Here is a 15,007-nt window from a genome sequence, read left to right as displayed (position 1 = left end):
GAAGCCCTGAAGCTGTCATATTTTTATCTTTGTAGTTATTCTTATATATTTTACCATTTAGTCAGTGCCTTTTAAAAAACAGTTTATATGATTTAAAAAGAGCGAACAATTGAATTAAATACTTTTATTTCACTCAAATCCTCGGGAATTTCCTGAACTTCTTTTCCAATGCCCCTTAATTCCAGAGGAATATCTTTTCTGTATTTTTTACCTCTTAATGTAGGGGTTTTAAGTTTACCGCTTTTTGTAGTGCCTATTTTATATTTAGGGGAATTTAAAAAATAATTTTCAAATTCTTTAGTATAAGGGTAATCCCATGTTATTGTACCGGTTGATGGACATATAGCCGCACATTGCGGGTCCTCATAAACACCTGCGCACTCAATACATACTTCAGGTTTTACATAATAACGTTTTTCACCTGTAGGGTTTGATAAATCATCAACAATTGCGTTAACCGGGCAAACCTGTCTGCATGCATCGCAGTTTATACAGCTTTCTCCTATAATTACAGCCATTTTTTTCTCCTTATTTATATAATTTAAGCGTTTCTCCCACACTTACGTGTGCTTTTCTTAGTTCAATGGAAATATTTTCCCTGTAGGGCTTTGGTGAAACTTTAGGTGACATAAGCCCTTTTTTCTTATGCACTCTTATTACATAATTGTCACTGTTTACAAAATAGTCGTTAAATTCCTCAATATAAGGCATATCCCATACAATACAGTCATCCACAGGACACACATCCGCACATTTAGGGACAGCCGAATCGACACATTCTATACATTTTTCCGGTTTTACATAAGTAAACTCTGCAAATTCCAAAGGTGAATTGTCCACACTAACTATAGCTGTTGCCGGACATTCATCTATACATGCCCCGCAGTTTGTACATAAATCAGTAATCATTACCGCCATTTTGACTCCTTTTATAAATCCTGAGTAACCATATCGGAGGATTGTTTTTTAACATATTCTGAATTTTTTCAATTGCATCTTTTATACTTTCGTTTTTATCCACTTTCACAGGGAAAATATTAAAAGAGTTTGCTATTTTTGAAGCTCCCGGTCCTATTTGTATGCAATAAAGTAAATCACACTCTTTTAATTTTCCGAATTTAAACAAAAGTTTTTCCCTCTCTTCATCAGGTTCGCTTACAAATTCTACTTTTTCAACAAACTCATTTTTATCTTTATCTACTTTATAAATAAAAAAATTTTTGCACCATCCAAAATGCTCGTTTATTTTTTCCCCGTCGTTTGATGCAAAAGCAATTAGCATATTTAAGCTTTAAAGAAATTTAAAACAGCAGAGTGCGCTTCTCTCTCTTCTAACGGAACTGTTTCTATAAAAGGTTTTTCTTTAACTGTAGGGAGCATTAAGCCTTTCTTTTTATGAACCCTTATTTTGTATTTACCTTCACTGTTTCCTTTTTCGTAATATTCACTGAATTCTTCAGTATAAGGCATATCCCATACAATACACCCTTCTGTCGGGCAAGCTTCGGCACATCTTGGCACATCTGCGTGTCCTACACACTCAACACAGGCTTCGGGTTTTACATAAAAGCGCTCACCCATAAACGGATTTCTGTCTTTTGAATCATCCAAAATTGCAGCAACCGGGCATTCTCCTGCACAGTCCCCGCAGCTTACACAAGTCTCGGTTATCATCACAGCCATTTTTTTCTCCTTGATTGATTTTAAAAAAGTAAATGCAATTTTTATTCTAAAGAAGATACAAAACAATATTTTTATCTATTAATTCTTCAAAATATTTAATTATCATATCCGCCGTGGAGGTTTTACCAAACATACATCCAGAACATGCACCGAGATAACGAAGCCAGATTTCCGGAATATCGCCCGGGATATATTTAACAAGTTCTATTCCCCCGCCGTCTTTTTGGAGTACTGGAACAATTTCATTTTGCAACAAATTTATAATTTTTTCTTTTTGCAAATTTTCATCTAATTTTCTAAATTTTTCATTTAAATCAGTGTTTAAATCTTTATTGCTTACATATGTTACAATCTGCTGGGCCTGAGGATGCCCGTTGTGAGCCGCTTTTATAAAATATTTCATTGATTTTTCTGTATCTTTGTCTTTGTAATAGAGGGCAAGTTTAAACTGTGCATTTTTGTCATTAAGCTCTGCTGCTTTTTCATAATATTCAATATATTTTTTGTTATTTTCTTTTTCATAAATGTTTGCTAAATAAAAAAATGCTTTTGCTTCGTTAAATTCTGCAGCTTTTTTAAAATATTCCTTTGCTTTTTTGATATCTTTTTTACACCCGATTCCTTTTAAATAAAAAATACCCAAATTAAAAAACGCCTTGGGGGTATTTGATTTTAAAAAACATTCCAATGCCCCGGTATAATTTTTATTTTCATATTCTTTTAAACCTTTTTCAAACATATCCATAATTACCCTTTTTTTAACCTATATACAATTTATATTCTAAATCTTTAAAATAATCTCGGAGAGAAAAATTGTCATTACCAAAGATACAGGATAAACAGCAGTATATGCAATGGACGGATAATCGGATTTTGAAACAGAGTTTATAACAGTAAGCGTTGGGGTTGATGTCATTCCTCCAGATAAGACACCTAAAATATTTAAAAAATTCATTTTAAAAAAAACCCTGCACACAAAAGAAACTAAAAAAAGTGAAAATATAATTGAAAATAATCCAATATATATTGGTAAAAATCCATTTTTAGAGAGTTCTTCTAAAAGATACTTTCCCGCATTTGTTCCAATGGCGGCCATAAATATAAGCTGCCCGGATGTTTTCATAAGACTCCCGGAATTTGGTGAAAGCTGAAAAACAATGTTTCCTATTCTTCCAAGCCTTCCGAGGATTAATGCCGTAATTAAAATCCCCCCTATAAAACTGAGTTTTATCTCCCCCACAAAAGGCAGATAAAAAGGTATACTTCCTACAATTATCCCTGCTACAATCCCTAAAGATATAGATAAAAAATCGGCTGCCGGATATTTTAAAAGGTTGTTTCCCACAAGTTTTGTAATTCTTTCTCCGTATTTTTCAGGTGCAACTACATAAAGTTTGTCCCCAAACATCAGCGTTAACGAAGGATGAGGTTTAATATCTATTCCCGATCTTCTGACTTTTGTAACAACTGCCCTTAAAGATTTCAGCTCTTTTAAACTTCCTATTTTTTTACCGACTATATTTTTTGATGTAACAAGAAGTTTGAAAATTTTCATATCATCGTGAAATTTATAAGCATCTCCTATTTCGCTTCCGAGTATTATACGCAGAGATTCAAGCTGTTCTTTGCTTCCGGATGCCCTTACTATGTCGTTATAATGCAGATATACATCCTCATTTTCCTCCAAATCGTCCGGATTTTGAGATTCAACCCTTTCTATGATGGTGGATGTCATTTTTTCCACCTGGGATTTTTTAACAGGCTGTTTTTTAAAACTTTCGTTTGTTATTTTAAAATTTTTTGTAAGTATCGGGGCGCATCTGCCCTTTTTTTCATTTTCGTAATTTTCAACCTCTTTACCCAAATCCACCCTGAACATAACAGGAAGCATTCTTATAAAAAAAATTGTCACAAAAATACAAAACGGATAAACAGCCCCGAATATAATGGATATTATAGGGTCGTTTTTAACTTCAAGAGCACTTGCGAGGGAAGGGACATTGGTCAGAGAGCCTGTAAGAATCCCGTCTATTACGCTTTTATCCAAATTAAAATATTTTCCCAGAAAATAAACACAAATAAAAATACTGAGTAATAAAAAAACTGCTATTATATTTAATTTAATCCCGTCGCTTTTAATTGTTTCAAAAAAACCAGGCCCCGATTGCAAACCAACCGCATAAATAAAAATAGCCAGCCCGAAAAATTTAAAATTATCAGAAACAACCATGCCAAAATGCCCGGCAATTAAGGCAACAAGGAATATGGCGGTAATATCCAGCGAAAAACCTTTTACTTTAATGTTTCCGATTATATATCCGAGTGTTATTATAAAAAACAGATAAAATATCTGGCTGTTTATCATTTTTTACCTTAATTTTTTTCTTTTAAATAATCATATACAATTTTTATTCTAATTAGAATGAAAATTGCATAAAATAAGTAAAAAAAGGATTTTTATGGATTTGAAAAAAGAATTGTTAAAAATTATTGAAGAAGCGTTTTTTAAGGCGTCTTCTTTTGACGAAAACAAAAAAATTGAAATATATATACAAAACGGTATACCTAAAATGTCTGAAATTTTAATCGGTGAAGATAAAAGCACTGAAAATTCAGATAAAATCTTATGCTATGAAATATACGGATACAACAAAATTTTAGAAGATGAAATAAAAACATGGATTGATTATGCAAGAAACATAGACCTTACACAAAATTATGAACCGAACCCTTTTGAAAAAGCAGTAAGAGATATTGAAAAAAATCTCTCTAAACAGAAAAATGTTTCAAAAAACGAAATATCCTCATACGAAATATTTGCAAATCTCCCGATAGATATTGTTTCAGCTACAGAAGAAAAAATTATAGAGTTCTGGTGGGAAGGAGATAACATAGAAAATATAAAATCTATGGCGGTTGAGAGCATTGAAAGTGTATTAAAGGAAATTAATGAATAAAAAAACTCTCTTTTGGCTTAAAAAAAACAATTTTAACCCGCTTGATATAAATATGCAGGACAATTACGGAAACACTGCACTTATGAAAGCCGCAATGGAAGGGAATATAGACGTTTTTGAAGATTTGTTAAATAACGGTGCGGATATTTTTATAAAAAACAACGACGGAAACAGTGTTTTATGGTTTGCCTGTTTTTCAAACTCTAAAAAAATAGTTGAAATATTAATAAAAAAAAATATTGAAATAGATACCGTAAATGAAAACGGTGTAACGCCACTAATGTATGCCGCATCAACCGGAAAAAATGAAATAGCTGCAATGTTGATTAAAGCCGGGGCGAACAAAAACATAAAAAATTTAGACGGTTTCAGCGCTGTTGATTTGGCTGTGACACCTCAGATATTAAGATTACTCAGAAACTAATTTTTTTATCTCTTTTTGCAAAACTATTCTTTGAAGCGGATGAATTTGAAGTCTGTTTACCCATTTATCAAATTTATCCCTGAAACTTTCCCTTATAAACGGATGGAGATTATCTTTAATTTCAATAAGAAAAAGTAAATATTTTCTGCCTTCTTTTAAACTTAACTTATTTACAGGCATAAGACGTTTTATTATAGCTGTTTTTAATTTTTCATCTAGTCTGTTTTCCACTAATTTAACAAATTCACTTGCAGCTAAAGGATCGGCATAAATATCGTTCCAGATTTTACCGTTTATAACCTGATCAATTGCTAAATCCTTAAATTCAGGAACAAGTTTTAAAACTTTTACAAGTTCTTTAAAATCATCATCAACTAAGCTTCTAAAAAGCATTCTGCTTCTGTTTCTTATTTTAACACGCAGCTTTTCATCCTTAATAACTTTTTTATTAAGTCTTTTAAACCTCTCATAAGCTCCTAATCTTGAATGGTTAAACGCCATTATACTGACAAAGACATCCTCATCTTCTATCTGTCTTGGGTGAGAACCGGAAGGTCTGTAAAAAGCCCACTCCATTCTTGCCTGCGGGTCAGGGTGTTTTAGAAAAAATTCATCCCCTTTTTTTTCAAAATCCGGCTCTTCGCTTAATTTCGCAATTTCTTTTTTATAATGCAGATTTTCCAAAAATCCCCTTTAAATGCTAAAATGTATAACATCCCCGTATTTTTTTAATTTTTTTATATTCTGTTTATAACTTCACCTTTTGGATTTTCAATCAAATCCCTTTTTTGGTTTTTTAAATTTTCATCATTTTTACCGCCCCCGAAAGATTCATTATAAAGACTGTTATAAACCTCTTCAACACTTTTATTTCTGAATTTTTCCAGCAAAATTTCATTTTCATCTCTTTTACCCATATTTTTAAATTCACTCATTAAAAGGTTTATAACAATATCGCAGCTTCTGTTCCAAATATCTTTGTTTCTCTCTTTCATACGGGAAGGATGCTTTAATAGTATATGAAAAAGCACATGTGCATACAGATATTTTAATGTTTCATTATCATAATAAGAAGCTTTTTTTTCATCAAAATATATTTTTTCACCGTCTGTTTCAATAACTTCATATTTATTGTTTTTTTGAATTAAAGGAATATTTAATGCCAAAAAACTTAAAAAGGGATTTTCAAAAAGAAATTCTATTCTTATTTTTTCAAATATATTTTTATATTCAGATGATATATTCGCCATATTTGCTTAGCCACTCTTCAAACCAGACAGTTTCGCTTATTTTTTCATCTTTTACAATTAAATCTTTTATAAGCATAACCGAAAATTCATTAGGAAGTTTTTTGGTAAATTCAAAAATATTTTTTCTGTGAATATCAGAACAGTCATAATATTCAACCAAAGCCGACTCCAGAGCAAAAAGAAGAGATGCATTGGTTTTGTCTATTTCGGGAAACTCTCCGTTTAGAATAGATTTTGGATTTGGCAGGTTTTCATAAATTTTTACATAATTTACAAACTCAATCCCGCATGAGTAACCGATAGCTCCGTAAATCAACGGTAAAATTTCATTTATATTATCATTATGCTTTAATATATTTGATAGCATATGATAACTTCTCGGAGTTGCAAAGGCCGGGTTTGAATCATCCTCAACAACATCTGTAGAAAGCAAATCCGGACGAAAGCCCAAAAACCCTATAATATAATGGTGCAGACCGTTTTTTAAGGCAAACTGCTTAAAATCTTCATATTTTGCTTCCACATACAAATGAACCATTCTGTTTACAAGTGGAGAGGGAAGCCTAAACACAACCCCTTTATCCTCCATTCTGTTTCCCGCGGCAATAATTCTCCAGCCTTTTGGAAGTTTATATTCTCCTAACTGCCTGTTTAAAATAAGCTGATAAACAGCTGCCTGAATAGAAGGAGCGGCGGAATTTAGTTCATCTAAAAACAAAATTCCTTGTGAATTTTCATCTTTTGGGAAAAATACAGGAGGCATCCAGATTGTTTGATTTTCTTTAATGGAAGGAATACCCCTTAAATCAACAGGGTCAAGCTGTGAGAGCCTTATATCGATTAACTGAAGATTCTTTTTCTTTGCTATATCCGCAACTATATAAGATTTTCCTATTCCAGGGGAGCCGTGTATAAAAACCGGAATATCTGTATTGATTAAAATTTCTAAATATTTATATAATTCACTTGTGGAAATGGAAACAGACATTATATTTCCATTTCTATCATTTTACCCATTGCTATTTCAGCCAGTTCAAAACCAAACTCTTCACACTCTTTTAATTCTTCGCCGGTTGGTATAAGCTTAATTTTTAAAGGTTTGTTTGGCATTCTGAATTTTAACTTTGACATTCTCTCATGAAGCATATCCGCAGCTTCCCCACTCCATCCGTAAGAGCCGAATGTTGCCCCTATTTTACCGTTATTTTCAATAAGTGCAACACAGGAAAGCAAATCCCATGCCGGTTTTACGGCATCTGAATTGATAGTGGGAGAGCCGATTAATACAACATCGCTTTTTTCAAGCAAATCAATCATATTCGGTGTTTCTAAAGCTTCAAGGTCATATACACCTGAAACGACACCTTCAATTTTATCTGCACCTTTTGCAATATGTTTGGCCATTTTTAATGTATTTCCGTAACTGCTTATATAAAAAATTGAAAATATTTTTTTATTGCTATCTTTTGAATTTTTACTCCAGTTTTCATATTTTTGAATATAACTCATGGGATTTGTTCTTAAAACAGGGCCGTGCAAAGATGCAATAATTGAAATATCAAATTTTTTGTAAAGCTTTAAAGCGTTTAAAATAAACGATTTAAACGGTCTCATAATATGCAGATAATAATATTTAAATGCATAGGAAAAATCGCCCACCTTGTCATCAAATAGTCTTTCATCATAATAATGGCTGCCAAAAACATCTCCGCTGAAAAGTATTTTGTCTTCATGCAGATAACTGCTCATAGTATCCGGCCAGTGAAGAAAAGGTGTGCTTAAAAATTCTATTGTTTTATTACCTAAAGAAATTTTTTTTCCCGTGCCTGCCACCTCAAAATTTACATCTTTTTTCATAAGAGCTTTTAACATTAAAACAGCCCTGTTGGAAATAATAAGTTTCGCCTGCGGGGCCTTATCCATAAGTTCAAAAAGGGCTCCCGAATGGTCTGGTTCTAAATGGTGCAAAACTATATACTTAATTTCATCATAATCGCAAACCTCTTCTAAACGCATGAAAAACTGCGATGAAAATTCTTTTTTGACTGTATCCATTACACATACACCCTCATCCCCTCTTATTACATAAGAGTTGTAAGAACTTCCGTTTGCCGTTCTCATAATAATGTCAAACGTTCTGATTTTAGAATCAAAAGCCCCTGTAAAATAGACATCATCGCATAATTTTATTGCATGTTTCATATCTTAATATACGAGATTACTATCTCGCCCTCCTTTTTAATATTACACTGACACATTAGTCTCATATTATCTGTTTTATTGTCAATAAGACTTAATGTTTTGAGCTCTTTTTCAGATGGTTCATTAAGACATTCCATTCCTTTTTCAACAACCGCCACGCATGTTGAACAATCCCCGACCCTGCATCCAAATTCCATTGAAGCCCCTGTTTTCTCAGCTATTTTTCTAATTGATGTGCCAACAGGCGCTTTAACTTTTATATTGTCATCTTTTAAATATACTGTTGCCATAATTATCCTTTATTTAATTTACTGCAATTTTCATTCTATTAAAAACTGAGATGTAATATTTTTATCTTTAGTTACTTATATTTACTCAGTGCCTGAAAAAAAGCATTAAATCGCTTAGAAAAAAACTTTTATGGTCTTTGTTTTCAAAATGTTTTTTCCATTTTAAATCATTTTCCAGATATTTTAAAGCCGGATAAACAAATTCTTTTGGCATTATGTTTTTTAACCGGGAGCTTTTTACAATTGCCTGCATAACCGAATCAAAAAGAGAATCAATCAATTCATAATTTTTACTTATATAAACAAAAGAGTCCTCCCCCATAAATTTAAAAATATTGATAATATGCCAAGCTTCTTTTTTTAATGTCATTTTAACCTCCTATTGAGATGATATAATGGATTTTTTCATTTGTTTTTAAAAACCTCTGCCACGCCTTATCGTAAAAGGCGCCTATAGCACTGACCTTCCATCCCCTTTCAACCGCTTCTAAATATATTTTTTGCCCAAGCATACCGGATTTTAAAAGCGTATTTTGATTAAATTGCTTAGCTGTAACAATAAAAATATATGCGGCATTTTTTATAAATCCCTGATTTACACACATTTTTACAATCTGGTTTGTAAAATTTCCCTTTTTTACAAGTTTTGCATTTTTATAAACCCTGTTGATTTTATCAAGCGTAATTAAATAAAGTGAAAATTCATCTAAAAATTTAAGCATGTAAAAAAAGAAAAAATAAAAATCCAAATATGAATCTCTTTTTTTAAATCCTCGGGCGGAGCGGCGTTGAAAAAGCGTCTTTTTTGATTTAATTTTAGGATAAAATAGATTAAAATTACATTTTTGTAACCCTTTAAGATACAAATTTGTATCCACTTCCCATTCGGTATAGTTTGTCGGAAAGACTTTTATTAAAGGGATTGTTTTAGATACTTTTGTCTTTTTAATCTCCCCTGTGTAAAAAGCGGCGAGTGCAAATTCTTCATTACAAAAGCCCATAAATTTATTTATTTTTTTATATTCTTTTATTTCTGTTTGATAAATCTCTTTTTTGCATATTTTTGAAGCGGCCAAAAGAGCGCCTATCTGATGCCCGGCGTCCAAATAGGTATATCTGTAACTTCTTGTACCGTATTTCCAAAAAGACCTGAAAGGCACAACAGAAATCAAAAAAATTATCCCTTTTACCATATTTATATCTAATTCATTTTCAATTCCGCCGTTATAAATTTCTTTAATAAGAGTTAATTTTGATTTTTTGGCATTAACATGATAAATCCCGCTTATTATGTTTTTTATTCCCCTTATCTGGACATACAGTTCTGTAGGATGTAAATTTCCGGCTGAGGGTATGTTTAACCTGATATAAGGTTTTTTATTGATGTTTAAAACTTCGCTTGCAAATCTTGATAAATAAATTATTTCAACATCTCTTAAATCATAACTGAAAAAATCGGGATATTCCTTCATTAAAGGCTGACTTTCCCAATCTATAAATTTTGTATTTTTAGCAACATTTTTATATGTAAGCGAAGTTTTTTCATACATCAGTTTACCCCTGTTTTTTTAATTATATGCATTTTTTATTCTATCTTCAATAAAAAACAGACAAAATATCGATTAAAATTTAATCAGTAAAAAGCGATATATTTTTACATTTTTATGTTATTATATCTTTAAAATCTTTAGACAAAGGATATGGATGCCTGATGACTTTTCTTTAGAAAAATGTAAAAACTGCAAGGCTTTAAACTCATACAAACATCTGAAACTCTTATATGAAATATCTAATTTATTAAACAGTTATGAAGATATTGGAAAAAGTATTGAAAAAAGTCTAAATTTACTAAAAAATGAGCAATATTTTGAAAGAGGAGCCCTTTTTGTTTATGAAGAGGAGAACAATTATCTCTCTTTGTTTGCATCTGTTGGCCTTACATCCCAACAGAAAAAATTAGCTATTTACAAATTAGGAGAAGGCGCAACAGGGCTTGCGGCAAAAGCAAAAGAACCCGTTGTAATAGAAAATATCCACAACAATATCCTTTATTTAAATAAACTTGGCACAAGAAACACATCAATTATTTCATATGTGGCGGTTCCCATTATAAAACAAAATAAATTATTAGGCGTGGTTTCAGCCAATCTCTCAAAAGAAAGCAAGGTAAATTTTGAAGAAATTATATCAATGCTTACAATATTCGGCTCACTTTCCATCAGTGCACTAAATTACAGAAAAAAAATCGAGAAGGAAAAAGAGGAATTAAAAGAATTAAAAAATTATTATGAAAATGAATCATTTAAAGAATACAGGTTTGAAAATATAATTGCAAAAAGCACAAAAATGAAAAAAATTTTTAATTTAGTTGAAAAAATCGCCCCAAGTGATGCAACCGTTCTTATCAGGGGGGAAACCGGAACAGGAAAAGAATTAATTGCCACCGCAATACACAATTTAAGCAGAAGAAAAAACGGCCCTTTAATCAAATTAAACTGTGCGGCCATCAGTGAAACACTTCTTGAATCCGAACTTTTCGGACATGAAAAAGGTGCTTTTACCGATGCAAAGGAAACAAAAAAAGGACGTTTCGAACTGGCCAACGGAGGAACGCTATTTCTTGATGAAATAGGAGACATTTCACCAAATATGCAGGTAAAACTTCTGAGGGTTTTACAGGAACAGGAATTTGAGCGTGTGGGAGGTGTTAAAACTATTAAAACAGATGTAAGACTTATAGCCGCAACAAATAGAAATTTAGAACAAATGGTAGAAAAAGGGGAATTTAGAAAAGATTTATATTATAGACTGAATGTCATTCCTGTTAATCTTCCCCCTCTTAGGGAAAGATACGAAGATGTTCCTTTGATTATAAATTTTTATTTAAATAAATTTATGAAAGAAAATGATAAAAATATGTATTTAAGCAAGGAAGCCATGGAACTGCTCATTCAGTATCCGTGGCCCGGGAATATAAGAGAACTTCAAAATATTGTCGAAAGGATAGTGCTGATTTGCCCTGCCGGAGAAATTAAACCGGAAATGCTTGATTTTGTACTTCCTTATAGTTTCCAAAAAGTGTATGGTAAAAAAGAAGCAGAAATCGACACAACCCAAAAAGTGCCCACAAAAAAGCAATTACAGGAGATTGAAAAAGAGGCTATTACAAAAGCGTTGATTAAAACGGGACTGTTATAAATTCCGTGTCAGTCAAGGTAAAATACTAAAAATGAAAGGACTGACATGGAGAAATTTAATTTTGACAAAGCAGTAAAAGATTTATTAGCAGGTAAAAAGATAGGTGGGAAAGATGGAGTATTAGCTCCATTAATTAAAGAATTGGTAGAAGCTGCACTTGAAGCAGAGATTGAAACATCAAACAACAATAAGTGATGAAATAGAAGAGAAGATATTATCATTATATGCACTTGGAATGAGCTATAAAGATATAAAATCACATATTGAAGAGCTTTATCAAATTTCTATTTCATCAGCTACAATAAATGCAATAACGGATAAAATAATACCAAAAATCAAAGAGTGGCAATCAAGGCCTTTAGAGAGTATATATCCATTTGTATTTATGGATGCAATTCATTATAAAATTAAAGAAGATGGGAAATATGTAAATAAAGCGGTTTATACTATATTGGGAATTAATATAAGAGGAAAAAAAGAAATTTTAGGACTTTATTTAAGTGAAAGTGAAGGAGCAAATTTCTGGCTTCAGGTTTTAACAGATTTAAATAACAGAGGAGTAAAAGATATACTTATTGCAAGTGTAGATGGACTTAAAGGATTTCCAGAAGCCATTAACGCTATATATCCAAATACAGAGGTTCAGTTATGTATAATTCATCAGATTAGGAATTCATTAAAATATGTAGCTTCTAAAGATAAAAAAGAGTTTATGAAAGATTTAAAAAAGGTATATCAGGCTGTAAATAAAGAACAAGCCGAAAGTGAACTTGATAGACTTGAAGAAAAATGGGGGAATAAGTATCCTATAGTCATTAAATCCTGGAGAAACAAGTGGAATAATTTATCTAATTATTTTAAATATCCAAAACCTATAAGAAAAGTAATTTATACAACCAATATTATTGAATCGGTTCATAGACAATTCAGAAAACTTACTAAAACCAAAGGTGCTTTTCCTAATGAAAATAGCTTACTCAAACTCTTATATATGGGTATTCAGAATACAGGAAAAAATGGACTATGCCTATTAAAAACTGGAATCTTACACTCTCTCAACTGGCAATTTTCTTTGAGGGAAGATTGGATGATGCTTTAAACTTATGATATAATTTCCCCAGCTGACACGGAATTATGAACGGTCTCCTCTCAGCTGGCAATTTTCTTTGAGGGAAGATTGGATGATGCTTTAAAGTTATGATATAATTTCTTCAGCTGACACGGAATTATGAACGGTCTCCTTTTAGTATGCAAATGGTTTGATAATTTATTACATTTAATCATTTTTATACTGTTTTTTAACCTTATAATAATTTCGGCAGTATTAATAGGCTTATTGAGAAATTCATTTACCCCTGCCTTCTGTAATCATCACACATAATGTTTAGTTGTCTTTTTAGTATTGTTTTGCGTTCTAACCTGTTTAAATTTTTTTATTGTGTCTATAATGTCTTTTTTTGTAATTGTCTCCAAGAAAAGGCAGTAAATAATTTTCTACTCTTCTTAACAATTTAAAATAAGTAACGTCTGCAATGTTTTGTTCTTTAAATTCCAACCATTCTATCGCAATGTCTTTAAATTTGTGCTTATTTAAGTTTTCTTCAATTGCAAGTTTTTCAGCTTCAATTTGTTCTTGTTTTTCTTTTTGTTTTTCCTGTAAAGGATCAATTCCACTTGCAATTTTTTCTCTAATTTCCAAATTCATTTTTCTTGCCTGCATAAGCTTTAACACAGGATACTCTCCCAATGTAATTTTTCTGTTTTTACCTAAAAAGGTATATCTGCTAACAAAATACTTTTTACCTGTTTTTCTTATGCGCAAATATAATCCTTCTTCAATTCTAATCCATTCTTCTTTGCCTGTCGGCTTAAGGTTTTTAATAACAACGGCTGTAATCTTTTTTGTCCCCAGATTTGTCCCCAAAATCGCATTGTTTTTGCCCCAGAAATTTTATACAATTTTTTTTGAGGGGATAGCAAACGCTAAAATCCCCGAAATTTAGGCAAAAAGGAGGGACAACTCTGGGGACAAATTTTTTTAAATAACAACAAAGATTTTGTGGGAGTTTTAATGTTTAACGTTTAACAGAATAACGTATTTTCGGGATGTTTAACATAAAGTGTCTGAGATTAAATTGTTTTAAAAGTAGTAAATGGTGCGGGAGAGATGCACCAATATTTAGTTTATAGTAAAGTTCTCATAACTTCTATATTTAGGGGATTTCATTAAACGATTGTCTATGAAAGTTTATAAAATTTTATTGACTTCTATTAAAAATATGTATACAATTATGTATACAAACCCCTTTTTAAAGGAAAATAATGTCTCTTACTGACACAAAGATTAGGAGCCTAAAATATATTCCTGAAAGTAGATATAAAAATTGGTATTCTGATGGTAATGGTTTATATTTAGTTGTCGAAAAAACTAAAAAAGTTTGGAGATTAAGATATAAATTAAAAGAATGGAAAACTCATAAACCCTGAAGCAAGAAAAAAGGCAATAGAGTTAAAGAGTTTAGTACAAAAAGGAATAGACTTACAAAAATGGAAAAAACAAAAAGAGTTAGAAAAAGAGAGATTATTTAGCAATGAAAAAACAAAGAACAGCACATCTCTGCTTTATTAGATCCGTAATGGAAATATCCGTAATCTTAGATGGGAATATATTAATTGGGAGAAAAAACTTATTATCTATCCAAAAGAAGTAATGAAAGCTACACTTTAATTGCAATTTTAGTTAAGTGGAGATAAGGAGTTTGTATTTATTTCAAGTAAAACTAATAAGCCAATTAGTGAAAATTTTTTATCCGATAAATACAAAAAAATAGGATATAAAGATATTCATAGTCCTCATGGTTGGAGAAGTTCTTTTAGAACTATTGCTGCTGAATGTATAGAGGAGCATAAATGTGGTATTGAAGTTTATCAATAAAATTATATTTAAGTAGAAGAATGCTTATAAAAGAAGTAAAATAAAACAAACATTACACCCAATGAAAT

General features: G+C 31.3%; 18 protein-coding genes and 1 pseudogene. 5 read left to right on the top strand and 14 right to left on the bottom strand.

Going from position 1 to position 15,007, the window contains the following annotated elements; translation table 11 throughout:
- Positions 1–92: 92 nt before the first annotated feature.
- From DZ65_RS0108245 to DZ65_RS0108220, 6 genes are read right to left on the bottom strand one after another with little or no spacing between them, the layout of a single operon-like run.
- Positions 93–518 carry a DUF362 domain-containing protein gene (locus DZ65_RS0108245; RefSeq protein WP_024788160.1) on the bottom strand — a complete coding sequence of 142 codons (426 nt, stop codon included), beginning with the start codon at positions 516–518 and terminating at the stop codon, positions 93–95.
- 10 nt (positions 519–528) lie between these two features.
- Positions 529–918, bottom strand: coding sequence for a DUF362 domain-containing protein (locus DZ65_RS0108240; RefSeq protein WP_024788159.1), 390 nt, complete (start codon positions 916–918; stop codon positions 529–531).
- Positions 899–1,282, bottom strand: coding sequence for a NifB/NifX family molybdenum-iron cluster-binding protein (locus tag DZ65_RS0108235; RefSeq protein ID WP_024788158.1), 384 nt, complete (start codon positions 1,280–1,282; stop codon positions 899–901). The genes DZ65_RS0108240 and DZ65_RS0108235 overlap by 20 nt, the downstream gene beginning before the upstream one ends.
- A 2-nt stretch (positions 1,283–1,284) precedes the next feature.
- A complete protein-coding gene (locus DZ65_RS0108230) occupies positions 1,285–1,683 on the bottom strand; it encodes a DUF362 domain-containing protein (RefSeq protein ID WP_024788157.1) in 399 nt (132 codons plus the stop codon).
- 46 nt (positions 1,684–1,729) lie between these two features.
- Positions 1,730–2,428, bottom strand: coding sequence for a NifU family protein (locus DZ65_RS10455; protein ID WP_024788156.1), 699 nt, complete (start codon positions 2,426–2,428; stop codon positions 1,730–1,732).
- A gap of 36 nt (positions 2,429–2,464) precedes the next feature.
- On the bottom strand, positions 2,465–4,048 hold the full coding sequence (locus DZ65_RS0108220) for an aspartate:alanine exchanger family transporter (protein WP_024791020.1): 1,584 nt from the start codon (positions 4,046–4,048) through the stop codon (positions 2,465–2,467).
- 94 nt (positions 4,049–4,142) lie between these two features.
- On the opposite strand from DZ65_RS0108220, the gene DZ65_RS0108215 reads away from it, so the two are divergent.
- Both DZ65_RS0108215 and DZ65_RS0108210 read left to right on the top strand, forming a co-directional pair.
- Positions 4,143–4,640 carry a hypothetical protein gene (locus DZ65_RS0108215; protein WP_024788154.1) on the top strand — a complete coding sequence of 166 codons (498 nt, stop codon included), beginning with the start codon at positions 4,143–4,145 and terminating at the stop codon, positions 4,638–4,640.
- Positions 4,633–5,064, top strand: coding sequence for an ankyrin repeat domain-containing protein (locus tag DZ65_RS0108210; protein WP_024791537.1), 432 nt, complete (start codon positions 4,633–4,635; stop codon positions 5,062–5,064). Before DZ65_RS0108215 ends, DZ65_RS0108210 begins: the two co-directional genes overlap by 8 nt.
- Here DZ65_RS0108210 and DZ65_RS0108205 read toward each other — a convergent pair.
- The 7 genes from DZ65_RS0108205 to DZ65_RS0108175 all read right to left on the bottom strand — a co-directional run bounded on the left by DZ65_RS0108205 (position 5,050) and on the right by DZ65_RS0108175 (position 10,356).
- Positions 5,050–5,748, bottom strand: a complete 699-nt coding sequence (locus tag DZ65_RS0108205) for a hypothetical protein (RefSeq protein WP_024791536.1) — start codon at positions 5,746–5,748, stop codon at positions 5,050–5,052. The two genes, DZ65_RS0108210 and DZ65_RS0108205, sit on opposite strands and share 15 nt — an antisense overlap.
- A gap of 53 nt (positions 5,749–5,801) precedes the next feature.
- Entirely contained in the window at positions 5,802–6,314 is a 513-nt protein-coding gene (locus tag DZ65_RS0108200) for a hypothetical protein (protein ID WP_024791535.1), read from the bottom strand.
- Positions 6,295–7,302: an AAA family ATPase gene (locus tag DZ65_RS0108195; protein WP_201767433.1), complete on the bottom strand. Its 1,008-nt coding sequence runs from the start codon at positions 7,300–7,302 to the stop codon at positions 6,295–6,297. The genes DZ65_RS0108200 and DZ65_RS0108195 overlap by 20 nt, the downstream gene beginning before the upstream one ends.
- Positions 7,302–8,516 carry an FprA family A-type flavoprotein gene (locus tag DZ65_RS0108190; RefSeq protein WP_024788149.1) on the bottom strand — a complete coding sequence of 405 codons (1,215 nt, stop codon included), beginning with the start codon at positions 8,514–8,516 and terminating at the stop codon, positions 7,302–7,304. The genes DZ65_RS0108195 and DZ65_RS0108190 overlap by 1 nt, the downstream gene beginning before the upstream one ends.
- A complete protein-coding gene (locus DZ65_RS0108185; protein WP_024788148.1) occupies positions 8,513–8,806 on the bottom strand; it encodes a 2Fe-2S iron-sulfur cluster-binding protein in 294 nt (97 codons plus the stop codon). The genes DZ65_RS0108190 and DZ65_RS0108185 overlap by 4 nt, the downstream gene beginning before the upstream one ends.
- 85 nt (positions 8,807–8,891) lie before the next feature.
- The gene (locus DZ65_RS0108180) at positions 8,892–9,176 is read right to left on the bottom strand and encodes a hypothetical protein (protein ID WP_024791018.1); all 285 of its coding nucleotides are present in this window, start codon (positions 9,174–9,176) and stop codon (positions 8,892–8,894) included.
- A gap of 1 nt (position 9,177) precedes the next feature.
- The gene (locus DZ65_RS0108175; RefSeq protein ID WP_024791534.1) at positions 9,178–10,356 is read right to left on the bottom strand and encodes a nitroreductase family protein; all 1,179 of its coding nucleotides are present in this window, start codon (positions 10,354–10,356) and stop codon (positions 9,178–9,180) included.
- Between the two features lie 154 nt (positions 10,357–10,510).
- Between DZ65_RS0108175 and DZ65_RS0108170 the strand changes: the two genes are divergently transcribed.
- Complete coding sequence (locus DZ65_RS0108170; protein ID WP_024791533.1) at positions 10,511–12,004, top strand: sigma 54-interacting transcriptional regulator; 1,494 nt, start codon at positions 10,511–10,513, stop codon at positions 12,002–12,004.
- Positions 12,005–12,049: 45 nt separating this feature from the next.
- A pseudogene (locus DZ65_RS10140) lies at positions 12,050–13,111 on the top strand (IS256 family transposase).
- Positions 13,112–13,427: 316 nt separating this feature from the next.
- Here DZ65_RS10140 and DZ65_RS0108160 read toward each other — a convergent pair.
- Entirely contained in the window at positions 13,428–13,928 is a 501-nt protein-coding gene (locus DZ65_RS0108160) for an Arm DNA-binding domain-containing protein (RefSeq protein ID WP_024791532.1), read from the bottom strand.
- A gap of 398 nt (positions 13,929–14,326) precedes the next feature.
- Here DZ65_RS0108160 and DZ65_RS10760 point away from each other — a divergent pair, with 398 nt between their 5' ends.
- Positions 14,327–14,491, top strand: coding sequence for an Arm DNA-binding domain-containing protein (locus tag DZ65_RS10760; protein ID WP_156920235.1), 165 nt, complete (start codon positions 14,327–14,329; stop codon positions 14,489–14,491).
- Positions 14,492–15,007 lie beyond the last annotated feature (516 nt).

This window comes from Lebetimonas sp. JS032 (assembly GCF_000523315.1).
GTDB lineage: Bacteria > Campylobacterota > Campylobacteria > Campylobacterales > Nautiliaceae > Lebetimonas.
This window is presented reverse-complemented; position numbering and strand designations above follow the sequence as displayed.